Genomic DNA, 22,503 nt, shown 5'->3' with positions numbered 1-22,503 from the left:
ATCTGGCGACTGCTTCGGGGGCGGGTCTTAACCGACCGCGCCCTCCATCTGCAGCTCGATCAGCCGGTTGAGCTCGAGGGCGTACTCCATCGGCAGCTCCTTGGCGATCGGCTCGACGAAGCCGCGCACGATCATCGCCATCGCCTCGAACTCGCTCAGACCGCGGCTCATCAGGTAGAAGAGCTGGTCCTCGGAGACCTTGGAGACGGTCGCCTCGTGGCCCATGGACACGTCGTCCTCGCGGACGTCCACGTAGGGGTACGTGTCGGAGCGGGAGATGGTGTCGACGAGCAGCGCGTCGCACAGCACGTTCGACTTGGAGCCGTGGGCGCCCTCGCCGATCTCGACGAGACCGCGGTAGGAGGTGCGGCCGCCGCCGCGCGCCACGGACTTCGAGACGATGTTGGAGGACGTGTTCGGCGCCATGTGGACCATCTTGGAGCCGGCGTCCTGGTGCTGGCCCTCGCCCGCGAAGGCGATGGACAGGGTCTCGCCCTTGGCGTGCTCGCCCATCAGGTAGACGGCCGGGTACTTCATCGTCACCTTGGAGCCGATGTTGCCGTCGATCCACTCCATGGTCGCGCCCTCGTACGCCACGGCGCGCTTGGTGACCAGGTTGTAGACGTTGTTCGACCAGTTCTGGATGGTCGTGTAGCGGCAGCGGGCGTTCTTCTTGACGATGATCTCGACCACGGCGGAGTGCAGCGAGTCCGACTTGTAGATCGGGGCGGTGCAGCCCTCGACGTAGTGCACGTAGGCACCCTCGTCGACGATGATCAGGGTCCGCTCGAACTGGCCCATGTTCTCCGTGTTGATACGGAAGTAGGCCTGGAGCGGGATCTCGACGTGCACGCCCTTCGGCACGTAGATGAAGGAGCCGCCGGACCACACCGCGCTGTTCAGCGAGGCGAACTTGTTGTCGCCGACGGGGATGACGGTCCCGAAGTACTCCTTGAAGAGCTCCGGGTGCTCCTTCAGGGCCGTGTCGGTGTCCAGGAAGATGACGCCCTGCTCCTCCAGGTCCTCGCGGATCTGGTGGTAGACGACCTCGGACTCGTACTGGGCGGCGACACCGGCGACGAGGCGCTGCTTCTCCGCCTCGGGGATGCCGAGCTTGTCGTACGTGTTCTTGATGTCCTCGGGCAGGTCCTCCCAGGACTCCGCCTGCTTCTCCGTGGAGCGCACGAAGTACTTGATGTTGTCGAAGTCGATGCCCGACAGGTCCGAGCCCCAGTTCGGCATGGGCTTCTTCTCGAAGAGGCGCAGGCCCTTGAGACGGAGCTTGGTCATCCACTCCGGCTCGTTCTTCTTCGCGGAGATGTCGCGGACGACGTCCTCGTTGATGCCGCGCTTGGCAGAGGCGCCGGCCGTGTCGGAGTCGGCCCAGCCGTACTCGTACTTGCCCAGGCCCTCGAGCTCGGGGTGAGCAGTCTCCGTGGGGAGAGTCATGCGGGGTTCCTCCCGGCCGTGCTTGCAGATGCGTTAGCGGTGTTCTTGGTCGCTCGCGCCGTGGGCGGCGCGTGCGAAGTCTTCGGAATGAACGTGGTGCAGACCCCGTCGCCGTGCGCGATGGTCGCGAGCCGCTGTACATGAGTACCGAGCAGCTCGGCGAAAAATTCCGTCTCCGCCTCGCACAGCTGCGGAAACTGCTCCGCGACGTGGGCGACCGGGCAGTGGTGCTGGCACAGCTGCTCGCCCTGCTGGGGGTGGGGTGCGCTCCGCGCGGTAGCAGCGTACCCGTCCGCGCTCAGGGCCTTGGCCAGGGCTTCCGTGCGCTTCTCGGGCGGGACGGACTCGACCGCCTTGCGGTACGCGCCCGCCTGAGCGGCGATCCGGGCACGGGCGAAGGCGGCGATCGCCTGCTCCCCGCCCTCCTGGCGGCCGATCCAGCCCAGGGCGTCCGCGGCCAGCTTGTCGTACGACTGGTCGAAGGCGTCCCGGCCGCAGTCGGTGAGCGCGAAGACCTTGGCGGGCCGTCCGCGCGTGCGCGTGCCGTAGACCCGCTGCTCACGGGCTTCGACCACGTCGTCGGCGACCAGTGCGTCGAGATGGCGCCGGACGGCGGCCTGGGTGAGGCCCAGGCGTCCGGCGAGCTCGGCGACGGTCGACGGCCCGTGGTCCAGGATGGAGCGCGCGACACGGTTGCGGGTGGACCGCTCACCGGTCGCGAGTTCCTCCTGCGGAGCCTCGCCAACGTTTTTCACAACGCCATTGTTGCGTAATTCATCCGGGGTCGGCAAGCCGCGTCCGGATCTTCGTGCGGTGCCCTGCGTCACTTAGGCATACCTAATCTGACCTGCGGAAACGATCTTTGATCGATCAATGCGGTGGCATCGCGGACGGGCCTGCGGGACACTCCCGGTCATGCCCACACCCCCTCCCACCGGCCCACTCGTCACCCGCGGCACCATCGCCGCGGGACTGCGCGAGCTGGGTGTGCGGACCGACGACACCCTCCTCGTGCACTCCTCGCTCAGCAGCCTCGGCTGGGTCTGCGGAGGTCCCGTCGCGGTCGTCCAGGGGCTGCTCGACGCACTCGGCCCGGACGGCACCCTGGTGGTCCCCACCCAGACCGGCGACCTCTCGGACCCGGCCCTGTGGCAGAGCCCGCCGGTGCCCGAGGAGTGGTGGCACACCGTCCGCACCGCGATGCCGGCCTACGACCCGCTGATCACGCCCTCGCGCGGGGTCGGGGTACTCCCCGAGACGGTGCGCACCTGGCCGGGCGCCCTGCGCAGCGCGCACCCGCAGACGTCCTTCGCGGCCCTCGGCCCCCGCGCCGCCGAGGTGGTCGCCGGCCACGCGACCGACTGCCGCCTGGGCGAGCGCAGCCCGCTGGCGACCCTGGAGCGGCTGCACGCCCGGGTACTGCTGCTCGGCACGGGCTTCGAGGCCTGCACGGCCTTCCACCTCGCCGAGTACCGGATTCCGTCCCCGCTGGTGGAGGTGGGGCGGCCGGGACCGGTCGGCTGGGAGCGCGTCACCGAGGTGTCGATCACCTCGGACCGGTTCGACGAGCTGGGGCACGACTTCGAGAGGGACCGGCCCGTCGTGCGGGGGCGGGTCGGCGCGGCCGTCTCGCGGCTCTTCCCGCTGGCGGACGCGGTCGCCTACGCGCAACGCTGGCTGCCGCTGCACCGTCCCCGCGAGTAGCGGGACGGGCGGCCGGGGCGACGTGCCCGGCCGCGTGACCGCCCGCACCGCTCACCGGCGCGGGCGGGCGGCGGCCCCCCGCCTGGGCCCCGAGCCCCCCGCGAGCGGCGGCTCACGGGGCCCTGAGCGCCGTACGTCGGCCCCGCACGGGCCCCCTAAGCGCCGTACGCGGCCGTACGCCTGCCCCCGCACGGGCCCCCTGGGCGCCGTACGCCGACCCGATGCGGGGCATCCGCCGGCTCCCACGAGCGCCCCGTGCTCCACCCCTGCGGAGGAGATCCCGCACCCGCGCGCTTGAGCCGCCGTCCGCGTACCTAGACTCGTGACCCATGCGAAGCGAGCCCGTGGTCCAGGTCCAGGCCCTGGTGAAGCGGTACGGCACGAAGACCGCGGTGGACGGCCTCGACCTGGTGGCCCGGGCGGGTGTCACCGCCGTACTCGGCCCCAACGGGGCGGGCAAGACGACCACGGTCGAGACCTGCGAGGGCTACCGGAAGCCGGACTCCGGCACAGTGCGCGTGCTGGGCCTCGACCCGGTGGGGCAGGGCTCCGAGCTGCGGCCCCGGATCGGCGTGATGCTCCAGTCCGGCGGCGTCTACTCCGGCGCCCGCGCGGACGAGATGCTGCGCCACGTCGCGAAGCTGCACGCCCACCCGCTCGACGTCGACGCGCTGATCGAACGGCTCGGGCTCGGCTCGTGCGGCCGGACGACGTACCGCAGGCTCTCCGGCGGGCAGCAGCAGCGGCTCGCCCTCGCGATGGCCGTGGTCGGCCGCCCGGAGCTGGTGTTCCTGGACGAGCCGACCGCCGGCCTCGACCCGCAGGCCCGCCGCGCCACCTGGGACCTCGTACGGGACCTGCGCGGTGACGGCGTCTCGGTGATCCTCACCACCCACCACATGGACGAGGCCGAGCAGCTGGCCGACGACGTCGCCGTCATCGACGCCGGCCGGGTCATCGCGCAGGGCTCGCCCGAGGAGCTGTGCCGCGGCGGCGCCGAGAACACCCTGCGGTTCTCCGGCCGGCCCGGACTGGACGTCGTGTCCCTGCTCAAGGCGCTTCCCGCGGACTCGTCGGCCGCCGAGCTGACGCCGGGCAGCTACCGCGTCAACGGCAAGATCGACCCGCAGCTGCTGGCCACGGTGACCTCCTGGTGCGCCCAGCACGGGGTGATGCCGGACCGCATCTCGGTGGAGCGGCACACCCTGGAGGACGTCTTCCTGGAGCTGACCGGCAAGGAGCTGCGCTCGTGACCACCACCACCGGCACCTACACGCCGAAGCCCGGTGCCGCGCCGCTCGGCCGCATGATCGCGGCCCAGGCCGTGCTCGAGACGAAGATGCTGCTGCGCAACGGCGAGCAGCTGCTGCTGACGGTGATCATCCCGACGCTGCTGCTGGTCCTGTTCGGTTCCGTGGACATCATCGACACCGGTGCCGAGGAGGCCGTGGACTTCCTCGCGCCCGGCATCCTGGCGCTCGCCGTGATGTCGACGGCGTTCACCGGGCAGGCCATCGGCACCGGCTTCGAGCGCCGGTACGGGGTGCTCAAGCGGCTGGCCGCCTCGCCGCTGCCGCGCTGGGCCCTGATGACCGCGAAGACGGTGTCCGTCCTGGTCACCGAGGTACTCCAGATCATCCTGCTGACGGTGATCGCCTTCGCGCTGGGCTGGTCGCCGCACGGCAGCCCGTTCGCCGTGCTGCTGCTCCTGGTCCTCGGTACGGCCGCCTTCTCCGGGCTCGGACTGCTCATGGCGGGCACGCTGAAGGCGGAGGCCACGCTGGCCGCCGCCAACCTGGTCTTCCTGCTGCTCCTCGTGGGCGGCGGGGTGATCGTGCCGCTGGACAAGTTCCCGGACGCGGCGCAGAGCGTGCTGGGGCTGCTGCCGATCTCCGCCCTGTCGGACGGGCTGCGGGACGTCCTCCAGCACGGGGCCCAGATGCCCTGGGGCGACCTGGGGATCCTCGCCGTCTGGGCCGTCGTGGGACTGGCGGCGGCCGGGAAGTTCTTCCGCTGGGAGTAGGAGCACGCACCACTGACCGGACCCTCGTGAAAGCGTGCACAAGCGGGCGCCTACGATGGACGGCGTGCCAAACGTGACCCGCGCCGACGCCGCAGCCGCCGTGCGCAATCCGCTCGCCTTCATCGCCGCGCGCTGGACCCCGGATCCCCGGACGGTCCGGCGGGCGGCCCTCGCCGCGCTCGTCATGGCGGTGGCCATCGTCGTCACCGGCGGTGCCGTGCGCCTGACCGGATCGGGCCTCGGCTGTCCGACCTGGCCCAAGTGCACCGACGACTCGCTGACCAACACCAGCGAGATGGGCATCCACGGCGTCATCGAGTTCGGCAACCGTCTGCTGACCTACGTGCTGTGCGCCGCGGTCGGCTGGGCGATCATCGCCGCACGGTCGCAGAAGCCGTACCGGCGTGGCCTGACGCGGCTGGGCTGGCTGCAGTTCTGGATCGTGATGGGCAACGCCGTCCTCGGCGGCATCGTGGTCCTGGTCGGCCTCAACCCGTACACCGTCGCGGCCCACTTCCTGCTGTCGACCGCGCTGATCGCGGTCGCTACCGTGATGTGGCAGCGCACCCGGGAGGGCGACGCGGCACCGCGCCCCCTGGTCGGCAAGGCGGTCCAGCAGCTGGTGTGGGCGATGATCGGCGTCTCCGTGCTGCTGATCGCGGTCGGCACGGTGGTCACCGGGGCCGGACCGCACGCGGGTGACTCCAGCGACGTGCCGCGGATGCCGCTCGACTGGGAGACGGTGAGCAAGGTGCACGCCGTCCTGGCGTGGGTCGTGGTGACGCTGACGTTCGCCCTGTGGTTCGTCCTGAAGGCGGTCGACGCGCCCAAGGGCCCGCTGGCCCGCACCCGCGACCTGTTCCTGGTGCTGCTCGCCCAGGGCGCCATCGGCTACGTGCAGTACTTCACCGACCTGCCCGAGGTCCTGGTCGGCCTGCACATGTTCGGCTCGTGCGTGATGTGGATCGCGGCGCTGAGGGTGCTGCTGGCGCTGCGTGAGCGGCCCGAGGAGACGGTGCCCGAGGTGCCGGTTCAGGAGTACGAGGCGACCAGCGCGTCGATGGCCGGCCCCAGGTAGCTCCGGGTCAGCTCGCCGCGGCGGACGGTCCAGTCGGCGGCGGGCGGCACGGGGTTCCCGTAGCGGCGTCGCTCGATGTCCCCGACGACCTCGCCGGGCGCTCCCAGGCCGCGGAGTTCCGCGAGTGCCTGCCGCTTGGAGATCAGGTCGCCGTCCCGCAGCGTGACGGTGGCGCGGGCGAAGGTGAGCAGGCCCAGGTCGACCCAGACGTCCTGCCGCCACAGCTCGCCCCGCCGCACGGCCGGCCGCCAGAAGTCCCGCTGGTCCCGGACGACGAACCCGGCCAGTTCGGTGTCGGACACGCGCGGCAGCACCGGCCCCGGTGACTCCCCGTGCAGGACACGCCCGAAGGTGTGCAGCTCGCGCCGGGTGACCGGGGTGACCGGTCGTTTGAACAGCTGCCCGTGCGCCCAGGTCAGATGGCGCCGTGCGGGGTCCGCGACGGAGTCGGGCGACAGATAGGTGCAGTGCAGCTGTCCCGCGAGCGGCTCGGCGCGCAGTCGGGCGTGGAGCAGTCCCAGCCGCCAGGCCGTGCGGGCGGTGACCGGGCGGCCTGGCACCGCGATCAGGTCGAGGTCGCTCCGGCCTTCCTGGTAGTCGCCGCCGGCCAGTGAGCCGTGGGCCCAGACGGCGACGGGGGCGAGGGGTCCGAGTCCCTGGAGGAAGCGATCGAGCAGCGTGTCGGTCGGCATCCGGTCAGTGTCCGCGATTCAGTCCAGGCCGTACACCCTCACCGCGTTTCCCGACGCGATCATCCCCGCCACCCGCCGCGCGTCCGCCGGTGCCCACGCCTCCTCGGCCACCCAGGTGCCCAGCACCCGTCCCAGGGCCTCGCGGAAGAGGCGGGCGGCGACCACGTGCAGTTCGGGCAGGCCCTGGGCGCCGCTGGAGAACAGGACCTTGCCGAAGGGCGCCAGCTCCAGGATCTCCGCGAGGACCGTCGCGGCCCGGGCGCCGGTGCGTACCAGGGCGGCGCCCGAGTCGGCGTAGACGTGCGGGAAGACTCCGGCGAGGTGGGCGGCGTGGCGGTGGTACGGGTAGCCGTGCAGCAGGACCAGGTCGGTGCCGAGGCCGGCGGTGGCCCGTACGAAGTCCGTCAGCAGGACCGGGTCGGTGCGGTCGATGCGCAGGCCCGGCTCGCCGAGGCCCGCGTGCAGCTGGAGCGGCCGGCCCGAGGCGACGGCGCTCCACAGCAGGTGCCGCAGCAGGACCGGGTCGCTCAGCTCGCCGCCGACCTCGCGCCCGGTCAGCCAGCGGGCGGCGGCGCCCCGCACCTCGCCGGGGCCGGGCGGTTCGGGAGCGAGCGCCAGACCGTGCCGTACGCCGGCCACCGAGGTGAAGGCGACCGCGTTCGCGGCGGCGCCGTGCACCGCCTCGGCGAGGTTGGCGAGGAAGGAGTCGACGGTGCCGGAGGTGTCGGCGACCTGCTCGGCCAGTAGTTCCAGGCGGACGATCTCGTGGGCGTCGGCGTCCGCGGCGGTGGCCATCTCCGCGGGTCCGGTGAGGTCGCCGGGCAGGCCGGCGTCGACCAGGTAGGTGGTGATGCCGCTGCCGCGCAGCAGCCTGCGGTCGGCCTCCAGGACGCCGAGTTCGCGGCGCCGGGCCAGGTAGCGGGCGGGCGTGCAGTGCGGTTCCAGGCCGAGCAGGGGCGGGCACCAGCGGCGTACCGCGAAGCCGGTCTGGGTGTCGAAGAGGGTAGTGCCCGCCGCGGGCGGCCCCTCGGTGCGGGCCAGCCGGGCCTCGAAGGTGCCGAGGCCCAGCTCCGTTCTCAGGACGCCGTGGCAGTACTGGTCCACCAGGGACGGCGTTTCGATCATCCGGGCTCCCCCTGCTGGGACCGTGCGCCTTGCGGCTTCCTACGGTCCTAACGGGTGAACCCGGTCTCAGGTGTTGCTCGGCCCGCCGACCTGGATGCCCGCCATGCGCGACCACTCGTAGGGGCCGGTCTCCACCTTGGCCGCGAACTCGCCGTCGAAGTCGTCGTGGACGGTGATCCCGGACTTCTCCACGGCCTTCCGGGCGGCCTCGGGGGAGCGCGCGACCAGGTCGCCCCAGGCGCCGTCCTCACCGACGAGCACGATCCGGGCGCCGCGTTCACCGAGGTAGGCCACCTGGGCCTCGGCGCCGCCGTGCGCCTTGGAGAAGGCGTCGATCCGCCCGGCCATCCGGGTCAGCCGGTACTCGGCCCACCGCTCGGCCCACCCGGCCTTCGTGTCAACCTGCTGCGTGTCTGCCATGACCAGGATGCTACCGACGGGTAGATCGGACGGCGACGGGCGGGAACCGCGAGTACTCAGCGCAGGAAGGGGTCCACCGCGATCGCCAGGAACAGCACCGACACATAGGTGATCGACCAGTGGAAGAGCCGCATCTCCTTGAGCTTGCCGCCCGTCACCTCGGCCTTGGCGCGGTTCTGCAGCCCGTGCGCCTCCCACAGCCACATGCCGCCGGCCGCCAGGGCGACCGCCGTGTAGAACCAGCCGGTGTAGCCCAGCGGCTGCAGCAGCAGCGACACGGCGACCATGACCCAGCTGTAGATGACGATCTGGCGGGCGACGACCTTGTTGGAGGCGATGACCGGGAGCATCGGCACGCCGACGCGCGCGTAGTCCTCCTTGACCTTCATGGACAGCGGCCAGTAGTGCGGCGGCGTCCAGAAGAACATCACCCCGAACAGGATGACCGGCGCCCAGGACATCGAGTTGGTCACGGCCGACCAGCCGATGAGCACCGGCAGACAGCCGGCGATTCCGCCCCAGACGATGTTCTGCGAGGTACGGCGCTTGAGGATCATCGTGTAGACGACGACATAGAAGAGGAGAGCGCCGAGCGAGAGCCAGGCCGACAGCCAGTTGACGGTGAGGCCGAACAGCAGCGTCGAGACGACGGCCAGGGTGATGCCGAAGACCAGGCATTCGGCCGGACTGACCATTCCGGTCACCAGCGGGCGCTGCGAGGTCCGGTCCATCAGCGCGTCGATGTCGCGGTCGATGTACATGTTCAGCGCGTTGGCGCCGCCGGCGGACAGGTAACCGCCGACGCAGGTCAGCAGCACCAGCCTCAGATCCGGAACACCTTGCTCGGCGAGGAACATCACCGGAACGGTGGTGATCAGCAGAAGCTCGATGATCCGCGGCTTGGTCAACGCCACGAACGCCTTGACACGGGCCCCGAACGGCCGGTGACTCGGGCTCTGGTTCGTCCCGATAACCCCCGCAGGACGGGATTCAACGGCCGTCACGCACACCCCTGACAGAGACATCCCAGCAAGCCCGACCGCGTGAAGTGGCGGTAAAGGCTCGCGCGTACCACGCCACTTTAGACGTTGCCCGTACTTCGGCCTTCGTGGGGGTGGGGTCGTGTTGAGAGGGGTGCTCCGACGTGCGTTCGGGGAGTCGATTGAGCGGTCAGATGAGCGGCTCCGTATTCACTTGCCGAATGCGGTTTCGCCCAGTCGAGAGGCGGATCCACGAGAGTCCCGGCAGTCTTGTTTCCAGCGGAAAAACGCACGTACTTACGGGGGTAGGCTCGGCCATGGCCGGCCGACTCACGGACGCGCCGGCAGCCGGTGGGCGCAGCACGCGCACCGGCATCCGACATGTGGAGAGGAGCCCTGACTCAGGGTGAGCACCAAGCCGACCACCACAGACCTCGAGTGGACCGAACTGGACCAGCGGGCCGTGGACACCGCCCGCGTCCTGGCCGCCGATGCCGTACAGAAGGTTGGCAACGGCCATCCGGGTACGGCGATGAGCCTGGCGCCCGCCGCCTACACCCTCTTCCAGAAGGTGATGCGGCACGACCCCGCCGACGCGAACTGGGTCGGACGCGACCGTTTCGTGCTGTCCGCCGGCCATTCGTCGCTGACCCTCTACACCCAGCTCTACCTGGCCGGCTTCGGCCTGGAGCTGGCGGACCTCGAGTCCTTCCGCACGTGGGGCTCCAAGACCCCCGGCCACCCGGAGTACGGCCACACCACGGGTGTGGAGACGACGACCGGCCCGCTCGGCCAGGGTGTCGCCAACGCGGTGGGCATGGCGATGGCCGCCCGCTACGAGCGCGGCCTGTTCGACCCGGAGGCCGCCGAGGGCACCTCCCCGTTCGACCACTTCGTCTACTGCGTCGCCGGTGACGGCTGCCTTCAGGAGGGCATCTCCGCCGAGGCCTCCTCCCTCGCGGGCCACCAGAAGCTCGGCAACCTGGTCCTGCTGTGGGACGACAACCACATCTCGATCGAGGGCGACACCGAGACCGCCGTCTCCGAGGACACCTGCAAGCGGTACGAGGCGTACGGCTGGCACGTCCAGCGCGTCGCCCCGAAGCCGGACGGCGACCTGGACCCGAACGCGCTCTACGACGCGATCGAGGCGGCGAAGAAGGTCACCGACCGGCCGTCCTTCATCGCCATGCGCTCGATCATCGCCTGGCCCGCCCCGAACGCCCAGAACACCGAGGCCGCGCACGGCTCGGCGCTCGGCGACGACGAGGTCGCGGCGACCAAGCGGGTCCTGGGCTTCGACCCGGAGAAGACCTTCGAGGTCTCCGACGAGGTCATCGGCCACACCCGCAAGGCGCTGGAGAAGGGCCGGGCGGCCCGCGCCGTGTGGGAGAAGACCTTCCAGCAGTGGCGGGACAACCACCCCGACCGCGCCGCCGAGTACGAGCGGGTCGCCAAGGGCGAGCTCCCCAAGGGCTGGGAGGAGAAGATCCCGGTCTTCGAGACGGGCAAGGGTGTCGCCACCCGTGCCGCGTCCGGCAAGGTCCTCCAGGCGCTCGGCGCGGTCGTTCCCGAGCTGTGGGGCGGCTCGGCCGACCTGGCCGGCTCGAACAACACGACGATCGACAAGACGTCGTCCTTCCTCCCGGCGGACAACCCGCTGCCCGAGGCGGACCCGTACGGCCGCACGATTCACTTCGGCATCCGCGAGCACGCGATGGCCGCCGAGATGAACGGCATCGCGCTGCACGGCAACACCCGCATCTACGGCGGAACGTTCCTGGTCTTCTCGGACTACATGCGCAACGCCGTCCGTCTGTCGGCGCTCATGCACCTGCCGGTGACGTACGTGTGGACGCACGACTCCATCGGTCTGGGCGAGGACGGCCCGACCCACCAGCCCGTCGAGCACCTCGCCTCGCTGCGCGCCATCCCGGGCCTGAACGTGGTCCGCCCGGCCGACGCCAACGAGACCGCGATCGCCTGGCGCGAGATCCTCAAGCGCTGGACGAAGGAGTTCGGCAAGGGCCAGCCGCACGGTCTGGCGCTCACCCGTCAGGGTGTGCCGACGTACGAGGCCAACGAGGACGCGGCCAAGGGCGGCTACGTCCTGTTCGACGCCGAGGGCGGCGACGCCGAGGTCGTCCTGATCGCCACCGGCTCCGAGGTGCACGTCGCCGTCGAGGCGCGCGAGCGGCTCCAGGCCGACGGCGTGCCGACGCGCGTGGTGTCCATGCCGTGCGTCGAGTGGTTCGAGCAGCAGGACCAGGGGTACCGGGACAGCGTCCTGCCCCCGTCCGTGAGGGCCCGTGTCGCGGTGGAGGCCGGGATCGGTCTCACCTGGCACAAGTACGTCGGGGACGCCGGCCGCATCGTTTCCCTGGAGCACTTCGGTGCTTCGGCGGACGGCAAGGTGCTCTTCCGCGAGTTCGGCTTCACCGCCGAGAACGTGACCGCCGCTGCCCGGGAATCGCTGACCGCAGCTCAGCGCTGACGCTCGTATACGACACGTAGGAGATGCATTTTCCATGACAGACGCACTCAAGCGCCTCTCCGATGAAGGCGTCGCGATCTGGCTGGACGACCTGTCGCGCAAGCGCATCACGTCCGGCAACCTCGCCGAGCTGATCGACCAGCAGCACGTCGTGGGCGTCACCACCAACCCGTCGATCTTCCAGAAGGCGATCTCCCAGGGCGACGGCTACGACCAGCAGCTCTCCGACCTCGCCTTCCGCAAGGTCACGGTCGAAGAGGCCATCCGCATGATCACCACGGCGGACGTCCGCGACGCCGCCGACATCCTGCGCCCCGTCTTCGACGCCACCGGCGGCAAGGACGGCCGGGTCTCCATCGAGGTCGACCCGCGCCTCGCGCACAACACCAAGGCGACGGTCGCCGAGGCCAAGCAGCTGGCCTGGCTGGTGGACCGGCCCAACACGCTGATCAAGATCCCGGCGACCGAGGCCGGTATCCCGGCGATCGCCGAGACCATCGGCCTGGGCATCAGCGTCAACGTCACGCTGATCTTCTCGCTGGAGCGCTACCGCCTGGTCATGGACGCCTTCCTCACCGGCCTGGAGAAGGCCAAGGAGCGCGGCCTGGACCTCTCGCAGATCCACTCGGTGGCGTCCTTCTTCGTGTCCCGCGTGGACACCGAGATCGACAAGCGGATCGACGCGCTCGGCACCGACGAGGCCAAGGCGCTGCGCGGCAAGGCCGCCGTCGCCAACGCCCGGCTCGCCTACCAGGCGTACGAGGAGATCTTCTCCTCCGACCGCTGGAACGCCCTGGAGAGGGCCGGCGCCAACAAGCAGCGTCCGCTGTGGGCGTCCACCGGTGTGAAGGACAAGGCGTACAGCGACACGATGTACGTCACCGACCTGGTCGCGCCGAACACGGTCAACACCATGCCGGAGGCGACGCTGTTCGCCACCGAGGACCACGGCGAGATCACCGGCGACACGGTCGCCGGCACCTACGAGCAGGCCCGCGCCGACCTCGACGCGGTCGAGAAGCTCGGGATCGGCTACGACGAGGTGGTCCGGCTGCTGGAGAAGGAGGGCGTCGACAAGTTCGAGGACTCCTGGACCGACCTGCTGAAGTCGACCGAGGCGGAGCTGAAGCGCCTCGCCCCCTCGGAGGGCTAAAACATTGTCAAGCAGCAACCCGCTGCGTGACCCCGCAGACCGACGGCTCCCGCGTATCGCGGGGCCGTCGGGTCTGGTCATTTTCGGCGTCACCGGTGACCTCTCCCGCAAGAAGCTCATGCCCGCCGTGTACGACCTCGCCAACCGGGGTCTGCTGCCGCCGGGCTTCTCTCTTGTCGGCTTCGCCCGCCGCGACTGGGAGCACGAGGACTTCGCCCAGGTCGTGCACGACGCCGTCAAGGAACACTCCCGTACGCCGTTCCGCGAGGAGGTCTGGCAGCAGCTCATCCAGGGGATGCGCTTCGTCCAGGGCACCTTCGACGACGACGACGCCTTCGAGCGGCTGCGCGGCACCATCGAGGAGCTGGACAAGGCGCAGGGCACGGGCGGCAACTTCGCCTTCTACCTCTCGGTGCCGCCGAAGTCCTTCCCCGTGGTCATCCAGCAGCTGAAGAAGCACGGCCTCGCCGACCAGTCGAGCGGCTCCTGGCGCCGTGCGGTGATCGAGAAGCCGTTCGGCCACGACCTGAGGTCGGCCGAGGAACTGAACGCGATCGTCCACGAGGTCTTCGCCCCGGACCAGGTCTTCCGCATCGACCACTACCTGGGCAAGGAGACCGTCCAGAACATCCTGGCGCTGCGCTTCGCCAACACGATGTTCGAGCCGATCTGGAACCGGTCCTACGTGGACCACATACAGGTGACGATGGCCGAGGACATCGGCATCGGCGGCCGGGCCGGCTACTACGACGGCATCGGCGCCGCCCGTGACGTCATCCAGAACCACCTGCTCCAGCTGCTCGCGCTGACCGCCATGGAGGAGCCCGCCTCCTTCGACGCCGACGCGCTGGCCGCCGAGAAGACCAAGGTGCTCGGCGCGGTCCGCCTTCCCAAGGACCTGGGCCGGGACACCGTGCGCGGCCAGTACGCGGCTGGGTGGCAGGGCGGCGCGAAGGCCGTCGGCTACCTCGAAGAGGACGGCATCGACCCGAAGTCGAAGACCGACACCTACGCCGCGATCAAGGTGGGCATCGACAACCGCCGCTGGGCGGGTGTCCCCTTCTACCTGCGCACCGGCAAGCGCCTCGGCCGCCGGGTCACCGAGATCGCGGTCGTCTTCCAGCGGGCCCCGCACTCCCCCTTCGACTCCACGGCCACCGAGGAACTCGGTTCGAACGCGATCGTCATCCGCGTCCAGCCCGACGAGGGCGTCACCGTCCGCTTCGGCTCCAAGGTGCCGGGGACGTCGATGGAGATCCGGGACGTGTCCATGGACTTCGCGTACGGCGAGTCCTTCACGGAGTCGAGCCCCGAGGCGTACGAGCGCCTCATCCTGGACGTGCTGCTCGGCGACGCCAACCTCTTCCCGCGCACCGAGGAGGTCGAGCTGTCCTGGAAGATCCTCGACCCGATCGAGCAGTACTGGGACGAGCACGGCACGCCGGCCCAGTACCCGGCCGGCACCTGGGGACCCGTCGAGGCGGACCACATGCTCGAGCGAGACGGACGGAGCTGGCGCCGGCCATGAAGACAGACCTCACGGACACCACGGCCAGCAAGATCAACAAGGCGCTGGTGCTGGGGCGCCGGGCCATCGGCACCCCGGCCATCGGCATGGTGCTCACCCTGGTCATCGTCACCGACGAGGAGAACGCCTACGACGCGCTGAAGGCCGCGAGCGACGCCGCGCACGAGCACCCCTCGCGCACGCTCGTCGTCATCAAGCGCGTCTCGCGCTCGCCCCGGGACCGTACGAAGTCCCGGCTGGACGCCGAGGTGCGCCTCGGGGCCGACGCGGGCACCGGCGAGACGATCGTGCTGCGGCTGTACGGCGACGTCGTCGACCACGCCCAGTCGGTGGTCCTGCCGCTGCTGCTGCCGGACGCTCCGGTGGTGGTGTGGTGGCCGGTGAACGCGCCGCTGGACCCCGCCGGGGACCCGCTGGGCGCGCTGGCCCAGCGCAGGGTCACCGACACCTACGCCTGCGAGGAGCCGGTACGGGAGCTGGCCGCCCGCGCCGACGCCTACACGCCGGGCGACACCGACCTGTCCTGGACCCGCATCACGCCGTGGCGCTCGATGCTGGCCGCGGCCCTGGACCAGGTGGATTGCGAAGTGCAGGCCGTCGAGGTCGAGGGCGAGGAGTACAACCCGAGCTGCGAGCTGCTCGCGATGTGGCTCGCGGACCGGCTGGGCGTCCCGGTGCAGCGCACGGCGTCGAGCGGTCCGGGTCTGACGGCGGTCCGGATGGAGACCGACTGCGGTCCGGTCGTCCTGGACCGGGCCGACGGCTCGCTGGCGAACCTGTCCATCCAGGGCCAGCCGGCCCGCGCGGTGGCGCTCAAGCGCCGCGAGACGGCCGAACTGATCGCGGAGGAGCTGCGGCGCCTCGACCCGGACGACACGTACGCCTCGGCGCTGCGGTACGGGGTGAACCGGCTGAACGCGCCGGACGCCCCGAACGCCCCGGTCAAAGGGGGCTCCGGTGGCGAGGCCGTCGCGGTCCCGGCTCCCGTCGAAACGGCTGCGAAGGCTCCCGCGAAGGACGCGGCGCGGGAGAAGACACCGGTGAAGAAGGCGGCGGCGAAGTGAGCACTCCCCAGCTGGTCGTGCACCGCGACAAGGAGCTGATGGCCGAGGCCGCGGCGGCCCGGCTGATCACGAAGATCGTGGACGCGCAGGCCTCCCGGGGCAGCGCGTCCGTGGTCCTGACCGGTGGCCGCAACGGCAACGGCCTGCTCGCGGCGCTCGCCGGGTCCCCGGCCCGGGACGCGATCGACTGGGCCCGTCTGGACCTGTGGTGGGGCGACGAGCGCTTCCTGCCCGAGGGCGACCCGGAGCGCAACGTCACCCAGGCGCGCGAGGCGCTGCTCGACTCGGTGCCGCTGGCCCCGAAGCGGGTGCACGCGATGCCGGCGTCGGACGGTCCTGACGGCTCGGACGTGGAGGCGGCGGCCGCCGCGTACGCGCGGGAGCTGGCCGAGGCGTCCGTTCCCGAGAATCACGCCGCGGTGCCGTCCTTCGACGTCCTGCTGCTGGGCGTCGGCCCGGACACGCACGTGGCGTCGCTCTTCCCGGAGCTGCCCGCGGTCCGCGAGACGGACCGTACGGTGGTCGGCGTCCGCGGGGCGCCCAAGCCGCCGCCGACCCGGGTGACGCTCACCCTCCCGGCGATCCGCGCCGCCCGCGAGGTGTGGCTCCTGGCGGCCGGCGAGGACAAGGCGGAGGCGGCGGCCATCGCGCTGTCGGGCGCGGGCGAGATCCAGGCCCCGGCGGCGGGGGCCCAGGGCCGCGCCCGGACCCTGTGGCTGCTGGACTCGGCGGCGGCCTCGCAGCTGCCGCGCTCGCTGTATCCGTCGGCGTCGGCCTGATCGGTCCGTGAGACGGGAGAGGGGCGGGGTGGTGGGGGCTTGTCGCCCCTGCCGCCCCGCCCCTCTCGTCGCTCACTCCCGCCCGCGCAGCTCCCGGTAGGCGGCGACGAGCGCACGCGTGGAGGCGTCCAGGCCGGGGACCTCGGCGCCGTCGGTGAGGGCGGGTTCGACGCGCTTGGCGAGGACCTTGCCGAGTTCGACACCCCACTGGTCGAAGGAGTCGATGTTCCACACCGCGCCCTGGACGAACACCTTGTGCTCGTAGAGGGCGACGAGCTGCCCGAGCACCGACGGCGTCAGCTCGCGGGCCAGGATCGTGGTCGTCGGGTGGTTGCCCTTGAACGTCTTGTGCGGGACCAGCTCCTCCGGGACTCCCTCGGCGCGCACCTCGTCCGGCGTCTTGCCGAAGGCCAGCGCCTGGGTCTGCGCGAAGAAGTTGGCCATCAGCAGGTCGTGCTGGGCCTTCAGCTCGTCGCTCAGCTCGGCCACCGGCTGGGCGAAGCCGATGAAGTCCGCCGGGACGAGCTTGGTGCCCTGGTGGATCAGCTGGTAATACGCGTGCTGCCCGTTGGTGCCGGGCGTGCCCCACACCACGGGGCCGGTCTGCCAGTCGACCTCGCGCCCGTCCCGGTCGACGTACTTGCCGTTGGACTCCATGTCGAGCTGCTGGAGGTACGCGGTGAACCTCGACAGGTAGTGCGAGTACGGCAGCACCGCGTGCGACTGGGCGCCCAGGAAGTTGCCGTACCAGATGCCCAACAGGCCCATCAGCAGCGGGACGTTGGACTCGGCGGGGGCGGTGCGGAAGTGTTCGTCGACAAGGTGGAAGCCGTCCAGCATCTCCCGGAAGCGGTCCGGGCCGATGGCGATCATCAGGGACAGGCCGATCGCCGAGTCGTACGAGTAGCGACCGCCGACCCAGTCCCAGAACTCGAACATGTTGGCGGTGTCGATGCCGAAGGCGGCGACCTTCTCGGCGTTCGTCGACAGGGCGACGAAGTGTTTGGCGACGGCCTTCTCGTCACCGAGTGCGTCCAGCAGCCAGGTCCGGGCGGAGGTGGCGTTGGTGACCGTCTCGATGGTGGTGAAGGTCTTGGAGGCGATGACGAACAGCGTCTCGGCCGGGTCCAGGTCGCGGGTGGCCTCGTGCAGGTCGGCGCCGTCGACGTTGGAGACGAAACGGACCGTCAGCTCGCGGTCGGTGAAGGCGCGCAGCGCCTCGTAGGCCATGGCGGGGCCCAGGTCGGAGCCGCCGATGCCGATGTTGACGACGTTCCTGATGCGCTTGCCCGTGTGGCCCTGCCACTGTCCGGAGCGGACGCGCTCGGCGAAGCCGGCCATCTTGTCGAGCACCGCGTGCACCTTGGGCACGACGTTCTCGCCATCGACCTCGATCACCGCGTCCCGCGGGGCGCGCAGCGCGGTGTGCAGCACCGCCCGGTCCTCGGTGGTGTTGATCTTCTCGCCGCGGAACATGGCGTCGCGCAGTCCGAAGACGTCGGTGGCGGCGGCCAGTTCACGCAGCAGGCGCAGGGTTTCGTCGGTGACGAGGTGCTTGGAGTGGTCGACGTACAGGTCTCCCACCCGGAGCGTGCAGCCGGTGCCGCGACCGGGGTCGGCGGCGAACAGCTCACGCAGCCGCACCTCGCCCAGCTCCTCGCGGTGCTTGGCCAGCGCGGCCCATTCGGGCATCTGGTTGAGCCTCGTACGGCCGTCTTCGTTCATGTCGGACTTCAGCCTTCTTCCTTAGGTGTCCCAGCTGTCCCGGCTGTTCCAACCTAATTGATCAGCGCTGAAGAAGACCGAAGCGGCCTGGAGGAGGCCGAACTAGATCTCGCCCCGCAGTTTGGCGAGCGCCTCGGCGAGGATCGCCTCGCCGTCCGCGTCGCTGCGACGCTCGCGCACGTACGCGAGGTGGGTCTTGTAGGGCTCGGTGCGCGGCGGGTCCGGTGGATTGTCCCGGTCCTGCCCGGCGGGAAAGCCGCAGCGCGTGCAGTCCCAGGTGTCCGGGACCTGTGCGTCGCTCGCGAAGCTCGGCTGCGTCTCGTGTCCGTTGGAGCACCAGAAGGAGATGCGCAGACGCGGCGCGGACTCGCCACGCTCGGCCTCGCCCATCGGCCCCGCCCCGACCCGGCTTCCCCGGATCGCGTTGCCACTTGCCACGGTCGTAACTCCCTGCGTGATGGTGCCGCAAAGCGAGTCGGCGTTCGCTTCGCTGCGAGCGCCTCAGTCTACGTAAGGCCCAACGCGCGTCCAGTGGTTGGAGTTACAAGCTCCACTGCTCAGACGCAAGCCCCATGATAGGCGGCGCCGTGGGGCGCGTACCGAACATGGGGCTTTACGTGCTGAAGTGCGGGGTGTGTCAGTTGTTCGCCTTCATCAGAAGGCCGAGCACCATGATGCACGCGAACCAGAGCAGACCGACCACGACCGTGATCCGGTCGAGGTTGCGCTCGGCGACCGAGGAGCCGCCGACGGACGACTGCATGCCGCCACCGAACATGTCGGAGAGGCCGCCGCCCTTCCCCTTGTGCATCAGCACCAGCAGCATCAGCAACAGGCTGAAGACGATCAGGGCGATCGAGAACCCCATAACCACGGCTGGACCAACTTCCTCGGCTTCGGATGAACGACGGGGGCACGGTGACAGCAGGCCACCATGCCCCCGCAAGGGTACGACGTATCGCCGCTACCGCATACTCACCGGTCGATGTGACCGGCGGTTCTACTGGTCGCGGAAGCGGACGATCTTGACGAACTCGTCCGAGTCCAGCGAGGCACCGCCGACCAGCGCGCCGTCGATGTCGGCCTGCGACATGATCTCGGCGACGTTGCCGGACTTGACCGAGCCGCCGTACTGGATGCGGACCTTGTCGGCCAGCTCCTGCGAGTACAGGTCGGCGAGCTTGCCGCGGATCGCCGCGCAGACCTCCTGGGCGTCCTCGGCGCCGCAGACCTTGCCGGTGCCGATGGCCCACACGGGCTCGTAGGCGATCACGACGGTCTCGGCCTGCTCGGCGGGGACGTCCTTCAGGCCGCCCTCGACCTGGGCGAGGGTGTGGGCGACGTGGTTGCCCGCCTCACGGACGTCCAGCTCCTCGCCGACGCACAGGATCGGGGTCAGGCCGTGCTTGTAGGCGGCCTTGACCTTGGCGTTCACCAGCTCGTCGGTCTCGGCGTGGTACTGCCGGCGCTCGGAGTGGCCGACCGCGACGTAGGCGCAGCGCAGCTTGGCCAGCATCGGGCCGGAGATCTCGCCGGTGTAGGCACCGCCGTCGTGGGCGGAGATGTCCTGGGAGCCGTACTTGATCTTGAGCTTGTCGTGCTCGACCAGGGTCTGCACCGAGCGCAGGTCGGTGAAGGGGACGAGGACGGCGACCTCGACGGCGTCGTAGTCCTTGTCCGCCAGGGCGAAGGCGAGCTTCTGGACTTGGGCGATGGCCTCGAGGTGGTTGAGGTTCATCTTCCAGTTGCCCGCCATCAGCGGCGTGCGGGTGGTCATTGAGGTCAGTCCTCCAGTGCGGCGAGGCCGGGGAGCGTCTTGCCCTCGAGGTATTCGAGGGAGGCGCCGCCGCCGGTCGAGATGTGGCCGAATGCGTTCTCGTCGAAGCCGAGGGTGCGGACGGCCGCGGCGGAGTCGCCACCACCGACCACGGTGAAGCCGTCGGTGTCGACGAGGGCCTGGGCGACCGCCTTGGTGCCCTCGGCGTAGTCGGGGTGCTCGAAGACGCCCATGGGGCCGTTCCAGAAGACGGTGGCGGCGTCGGCGAGCTTCGATGCGTACAGCTTGCGGGTCTCGGGACCGATGTCCAGACCCTCCTGGTCGGCCGGGATGGCGTCCGCGGCGACGGTGGCGGGGTTGGCCGGGGCCTTGGTCTTCAGGTCCGGGAACTCGGACGCGACCAGGACGTCGACGGGAAGGACCAGCTCGACGCCGTTCTTCTCCGCGCGCTCCATGTACTCCTTGACGGTCGGGACCTGGTCCTCCTGGAGGAGGGAGATGCCGACCTCGTGGCCCTGGGCCTTGAGGAAGGTGTACGCCATGCCGCCGCCGATGAGGAGCCGGTCGGCCTTGCCGAGCAGCTGGTCGATGACGGCGAGCTTGTCGGAGACCTTGGCGCCGCCGAGGGCGACGACGTAGGGGCGCTTGACGTCGTCGGTGAGCTTCCTCAGGACGCCGACCTCGGTGGCGATGAGGTAGCCGGCGTAGTGCGGAAGCCTCTTCGGCAGGTCGAAGACCGAGGCGTGCTTGCGATGCACGGCGCCGAAGCCGTCGCCGACGTAGACGTCCGCGAGGCCGGCCAGCTTGTCGGCGAAGGCGGCGCGCTCGGTGTCGTCCTTGCTGGTCTCACCCGCGTTGAAGCGCAGGTTCTCGATGACCGCGACCCGGCCGTCGGCGAGGCCGGCGACCGTGGACTCGGCGGCGGTGCCGACCGTGTCCTCGGCGAAGGCGACGTCGGCGCCGAGCAGTTCACCGAGCCGGGCGGCGGCCGGGGCGAGGGAGAAGACCGGGTCCGGGGCGCCCTTGGGGCGGCCCAGGTGCGAGGCGACGATCACGCGCGCGCCCGCGTCGGCCAGGGCCTTGACGGTGGGCACCACGGCGCGGATGCGGCCGTCGTCGGTGATGGTGGTGCCGTCCAGCGGCACGTTCAGGTCGGCGCGGACGAAGACGCGCTTGCCCGCGACGCCTTCGGAGAGCAGTTCGTCGATCGTCTTCATACGGAGAGCTCCTGGGTTCTCGTGATCGCTCGTGATCCTACGAGGGCTGGTCGCCGCGGACGCGACGCAGGGCTCGGGCAGCGCGGCCTTGCGCTGCCCGAGCCCTGCCACCGCATCGCGGTGCCTGCTGAGTCCGAGTCGATCAGAGCTGGTTGCCGATGAAGACCGTGAGGTCGACGAGGCGGTTGGAGTAGCCCCACTCGTTGTCGTACCAGCCGATGACCTTCACGCTCTTGCCGTCCTGGACCATGGTCAGGGACGAGTCGAAGGTGCAGGACGCCGGGGCGTTGACGATGTCCGAGGAGACGATCGCGTCCTCGGTGTACTCCAGGATGCCCTTGAGCTCGCCCTCGGCGGCCTTCTGGAAGGCGGCGTTGACCTCTTCCTTGGTGACCTCGCGGCTGAGCTCCAGGACGAGGTCGGTGACCGAGCCGGTCGGGACCGGGACACGCATGGCCATGCCGTCCAGCTTGCCCTTGAGCTGCGGGAGGACCAGCGCGGTGGCCTTGGCGGCACCCGTGGTGGTCGGGATGATGTTCTCCGCGGCGGCACGGGCGCGGCGCAGGTCCTTGTGCGGGAAGTCCAGGATGCGCTGGTCGTTCGTGTACGCGTGCACCGTCGTCATCAGGCCCTTGACGATGCCGAAGTTCTCGTCGAGGACCTTGGCCATCGGCGCCACGCAGTTGGTGGTGCAGGAGGCGTTGGAGATGACGTGGTGGTTCGCCGGGTCGTACGAGTCCTGGTTGACGCCCATCACGATGGTGACGTCCTCGTCCTTGGCCGGAGCCGAGATGAGGACCTTCTTCGCGCCACCGGCGATGTGCTTCTCGGCGTCGGCCTTCTTCGTGAAGATGCCGGTCGACTCGATGACGATGTCGACACCCAGCTCGCCCCACGGGATGTCCGCGGGGTTGCGCTCGGCGAGGACCTTGACGGTCTTGTCACCGACGGTGATGGTGTCCTCGGTGTGCGAGACCTCCTGCTTGAGGCGGCCGAGGATGGTGTCGTACTTCAGCAGATGTGCGGTGGTCGCGGTGTCACCCAGGTCGTTGACAGCCACGATCTCGATGTCTGCACCCTGCTCCAGCAGCGCGCGGAAGTAGTTACGACCGATGCGGCCAAAGCCGTTGATGCCTACGCGGATCGTCACGAACCGATCTCCTCGTTGGTACGCCGGCCCGATGTGCCGGCGAGCTGTATTTGGGATGTCCCCGACCACCTCCGACCCTACCTCTCCGAGGCGTCGGGGGTGACATCGAGACGCCCCATACCCGGCAGGGCGGTCCGTACCCGCC

Annotated in this window: 21 protein-coding genes; 9 read left to right on the top strand and 12 right to left on the bottom strand. The window is 70.2% G+C overall.

The window, feature by feature from the left end; translation table 11 throughout:
- Window positions 1-27: 27 nt before the first annotated feature.
- Both sufB and QC283_RS34995 read right to left on the bottom strand, forming a co-directional pair.
- On the bottom strand, window positions 28-1,449 hold the full coding sequence (gene sufB, locus QC283_RS35000; protein WP_003976894.1) for a Fe-S cluster assembly protein SufB: 1,422 nt from the start codon (window positions 1,447-1,449) through the stop codon (window positions 28-30).
- Window positions 1,446-2,204: a helix-turn-helix transcriptional regulator gene (locus QC283_RS34995; protein ID WP_279565802.1), complete on the bottom strand. Its 759-nt coding sequence runs from the start codon at window positions 2,202-2,204 to the stop codon at window positions 1,446-1,448. Before QC283_RS34995 ends, sufB begins: the two co-directional genes overlap by 4 nt.
- 160 nt (window positions 2,205-2,364) lie before the next feature.
- Here QC283_RS34995 and QC283_RS34990 point away from each other — a divergent pair, with 160 nt between their 5' ends.
- From QC283_RS34990 to QC283_RS34975, 4 genes are all read left to right on the top strand, one after another.
- Window positions 2,365-3,153, top strand: coding sequence for an aminoglycoside N(3)-acetyltransferase (locus QC283_RS34990; RefSeq protein WP_279565801.1), 789 nt, complete (start codon window positions 2,365-2,367; stop codon window positions 3,151-3,153).
- A gap of 329 nt (window positions 3,154-3,482) precedes the next feature.
- Window positions 3,483-4,406, top strand: a complete 924-nt coding sequence (locus QC283_RS34985; protein ID WP_279565800.1) for an ABC transporter ATP-binding protein — start codon at window positions 3,483-3,485, stop codon at window positions 4,404-4,406.
- A complete protein-coding gene (locus QC283_RS34980) occupies window positions 4,403-5,176 on the top strand; it encodes an ABC transporter permease (protein ID WP_383531338.1) in 774 nt (257 codons plus the stop codon). Before QC283_RS34985 ends, QC283_RS34980 begins: the two co-directional genes overlap by 4 nt.
- Before the next feature lie 55 nt (window positions 5,177-5,231).
- Window positions 5,232-6,254: a COX15/CtaA family protein gene (locus QC283_RS34975; RefSeq protein ID WP_279565799.1), complete on the top strand. Its 1,023-nt coding sequence runs from the start codon at window positions 5,232-5,234 to the stop codon at window positions 6,252-6,254.
- On the opposite strand, the gene QC283_RS34970 is transcribed toward QC283_RS34975, so the two are convergent.
- From QC283_RS34970 to QC283_RS34955, 4 genes are all read right to left on the bottom strand, one after another.
- Complete coding sequence (locus QC283_RS34970; protein WP_279565798.1) at window positions 6,209-6,946, bottom strand: nucleotidyltransferase; 738 nt, start codon at window positions 6,944-6,946, stop codon at window positions 6,209-6,211. The two genes, QC283_RS34975 and QC283_RS34970, sit on opposite strands and share 46 nt — an antisense overlap.
- Before the next feature lie 18 nt (window positions 6,947-6,964).
- Window positions 6,965-8,071, bottom strand: a complete 1,107-nt coding sequence (locus tag QC283_RS34965; protein WP_279565797.1) for an amidohydrolase family protein — start codon at window positions 8,069-8,071, stop codon at window positions 6,965-6,967.
- Window positions 8,072-8,137: 66 nt separating this feature from the next.
- Window positions 8,138-8,491, bottom strand: coding sequence for a hypothetical protein (locus QC283_RS34960; protein ID WP_279565796.1), 354 nt, complete (start codon window positions 8,489-8,491; stop codon window positions 8,138-8,140).
- 56 nt (window positions 8,492-8,547) lie between these two features.
- Window positions 8,548-9,516, bottom strand: coding sequence for a heme o synthase (locus QC283_RS34955; protein ID WP_383531849.1), 969 nt, complete (start codon window positions 9,514-9,516; stop codon window positions 8,548-8,550).
- Window positions 9,517-9,877: 361 nt separating this feature from the next.
- Between QC283_RS34955 and tkt the strand changes: the two genes are divergently transcribed.
- The 5 genes from tkt to pgl are packed head-to-tail and all read left to right on the top strand — an operon-like array spanning window position 9,878 to window position 16,489.
- The gene (gene tkt / locus QC283_RS34950) at window positions 9,878-11,965 is read left to right on the top strand and encodes a transketolase (RefSeq protein WP_279565795.1); all 2,088 of its coding nucleotides are present in this window, start codon (window positions 9,878-9,880) and stop codon (window positions 11,963-11,965) included.
- 34 nt (window positions 11,966-11,999) lie between these two features.
- Window positions 12,000-13,118, top strand: coding sequence for a transaldolase (gene tal / locus QC283_RS34945; protein WP_279565794.1), 1,119 nt, complete (start codon window positions 12,000-12,002; stop codon window positions 13,116-13,118).
- 4 nt (window positions 13,119-13,122) lie between these two features.
- Window positions 13,123-14,646, top strand: coding sequence for a glucose-6-phosphate dehydrogenase (zwf, locus tag QC283_RS34940; protein WP_279565793.1), 1,524 nt, complete (start codon window positions 13,123-13,125; stop codon window positions 14,644-14,646).
- Window positions 14,643-15,710 (top strand): glucose-6-phosphate dehydrogenase assembly protein OpcA, encoded by a 1,068-nt coding sequence (gene opcA, locus QC283_RS34935; protein WP_279565792.1) that lies wholly within the window; start codon window positions 14,643-14,645, stop codon window positions 15,708-15,710. Before zwf ends, opcA begins: the two co-directional genes overlap by 4 nt.
- Window positions 15,707-16,489 (top strand): 6-phosphogluconolactonase, encoded by a 783-nt coding sequence (pgl, locus tag QC283_RS34930; RefSeq protein WP_279565791.1) that lies wholly within the window; start codon window positions 15,707-15,709, stop codon window positions 16,487-16,489. The genes opcA and pgl overlap by 4 nt, the downstream gene beginning before the upstream one ends.
- A 72-nt stretch (window positions 16,490-16,561) precedes the next feature.
- Here the strand turns inward: pgl and pgi are convergent, their stop codons facing one another.
- The 6 genes from pgi to gap all read right to left on the bottom strand — a co-directional run bounded on the left by pgi (window position 16,562) and on the right by gap (window position 22,358).
- A complete protein-coding gene (gene pgi, locus QC283_RS34925) occupies window positions 16,562-18,214 on the bottom strand; it encodes a glucose-6-phosphate isomerase (protein ID WP_279565790.1) in 1,653 nt (550 codons plus the stop codon).
- 102 nt (window positions 18,215-18,316) lie between these two features.
- Window positions 18,317-18,652: an RNA polymerase-binding protein RbpA gene (locus QC283_RS34920; RefSeq protein ID WP_279565789.1), complete on the bottom strand. Its 336-nt coding sequence runs from the start codon at window positions 18,650-18,652 to the stop codon at window positions 18,317-18,319.
- 199 nt (window positions 18,653-18,851) lie between these two features.
- Window positions 18,852-19,082 (bottom strand): preprotein translocase subunit SecG, encoded by a 231-nt coding sequence (gene secG, locus QC283_RS34915; RefSeq protein ID WP_055416354.1) that lies wholly within the window; start codon window positions 19,080-19,082, stop codon window positions 18,852-18,854.
- Between the two features lie 132 nt (window positions 19,083-19,214).
- Window positions 19,215-19,991: a triose-phosphate isomerase gene (tpiA, locus tag QC283_RS34910; protein ID WP_279565788.1), complete on the bottom strand. Its 777-nt coding sequence runs from the start codon at window positions 19,989-19,991 to the stop codon at window positions 19,215-19,217.
- Window positions 19,992-19,996: 5 nt separating this feature from the next.
- Entirely contained in the window at window positions 19,997-21,208 is a 1,212-nt protein-coding gene (locus QC283_RS34905; RefSeq protein WP_279565787.1) for a phosphoglycerate kinase, read from the bottom strand.
- 142 nt (window positions 21,209-21,350) lie between these two features.
- Complete coding sequence (gene gap, locus QC283_RS34900; RefSeq protein WP_279565786.1) at window positions 21,351-22,358, bottom strand: type I glyceraldehyde-3-phosphate dehydrogenase; 1,008 nt, start codon at window positions 22,356-22,358, stop codon at window positions 21,351-21,353.
- Between the last annotated feature and the right edge of the window lie 145 nt (window positions 22,359-22,503).

It is taken from the genome of Streptomyces sp. DH41 (assembly GCF_029813785.1).
Lineage (GTDB): Bacteria > Actinomycetota > Actinomycetes > Streptomycetales > Streptomycetaceae > Streptomyces.
The sequence above is the reverse complement of the archived record's forward strand: the minus strand, read 5'-3'. Positions and strand labels throughout refer to the sequence as shown.

Coding starts and splice junctions, on each gene's coding strand:
- QC283_RS34975 (WP_279565799.1), top strand. CDS start 5,232: ATGGACGGCGTGCCAAACGTGACCCGCGCCGACGCCGCAGCCGCCGTG.
- secG (WP_055416354.1), bottom strand. CDS start 19,082: ATGGGGTTCTCGATCGCCCTGATCGTCTTCAGCCTGTTGCTGATGCTG.
- QC283_RS34990 (WP_279565801.1), top strand. CDS start 2,365: ATGCCCACACCCCCTCCCACCGGCCCACTCGTCACCCGCGGCACCATC.
- QC283_RS34960 (WP_279565796.1), bottom strand. CDS start 8,491: ATGGCAGACACGCAGCAGGTTGACACGAAGGCCGGGTGGGCCGAGCGG.
- QC283_RS34985 (WP_279565800.1), top strand. CDS start 3,483: ATGCGAAGCGAGCCCGTGGTCCAGGTCCAGGCCCTGGTGAAGCGGTAC.
- QC283_RS34970 (WP_279565798.1), bottom strand. CDS start 6,946: ATGCCGACCGACACGCTGCTCGATCGCTTCCTCCAGGGACTCGGACCC.
- pgi (WP_279565790.1), bottom strand. CDS start 18,214: ATGAACGAAGACGGCCGTACGAGGCTCAACCAGATGCCCGAATGGGCC.
- QC283_RS34905 (WP_279565787.1), bottom strand. CDS start 21,208: ATGAAGACGATCGACGAACTGCTCTCCGAAGGCGTCGCGGGCAAGCGC.
- QC283_RS34965 (WP_279565797.1), bottom strand. CDS start 8,071: ATGATCGAAACGCCGTCCCTGGTGGACCAGTACTGCCACGGCGTCCTG.
- tpiA (WP_279565788.1), bottom strand. CDS start 19,991: ATGACCACCCGCACGCCGCTGATGGCGGGCAACTGGAAGATGAACCTC.
- tal (WP_279565794.1), top strand. CDS start 12,000: ATGACAGACGCACTCAAGCGCCTCTCCGATGAAGGCGTCGCGATCTGG.
- sufB (WP_003976894.1), bottom strand. CDS start 1,449: ATGACTCTCCCCACGGAGACTGCTCACCCCGAGCTCGAGGGCCTGGGC.
- opcA (WP_279565792.1), top strand. CDS start 14,643: ATGAAGACAGACCTCACGGACACCACGGCCAGCAAGATCAACAAGGCG.
- QC283_RS34955 (WP_383531849.1), bottom strand. CDS start 9,516: ATGTCTCTGTCAGGGGTGTGCGTGACGGCCGTTGAATCCCGTCCTGCG.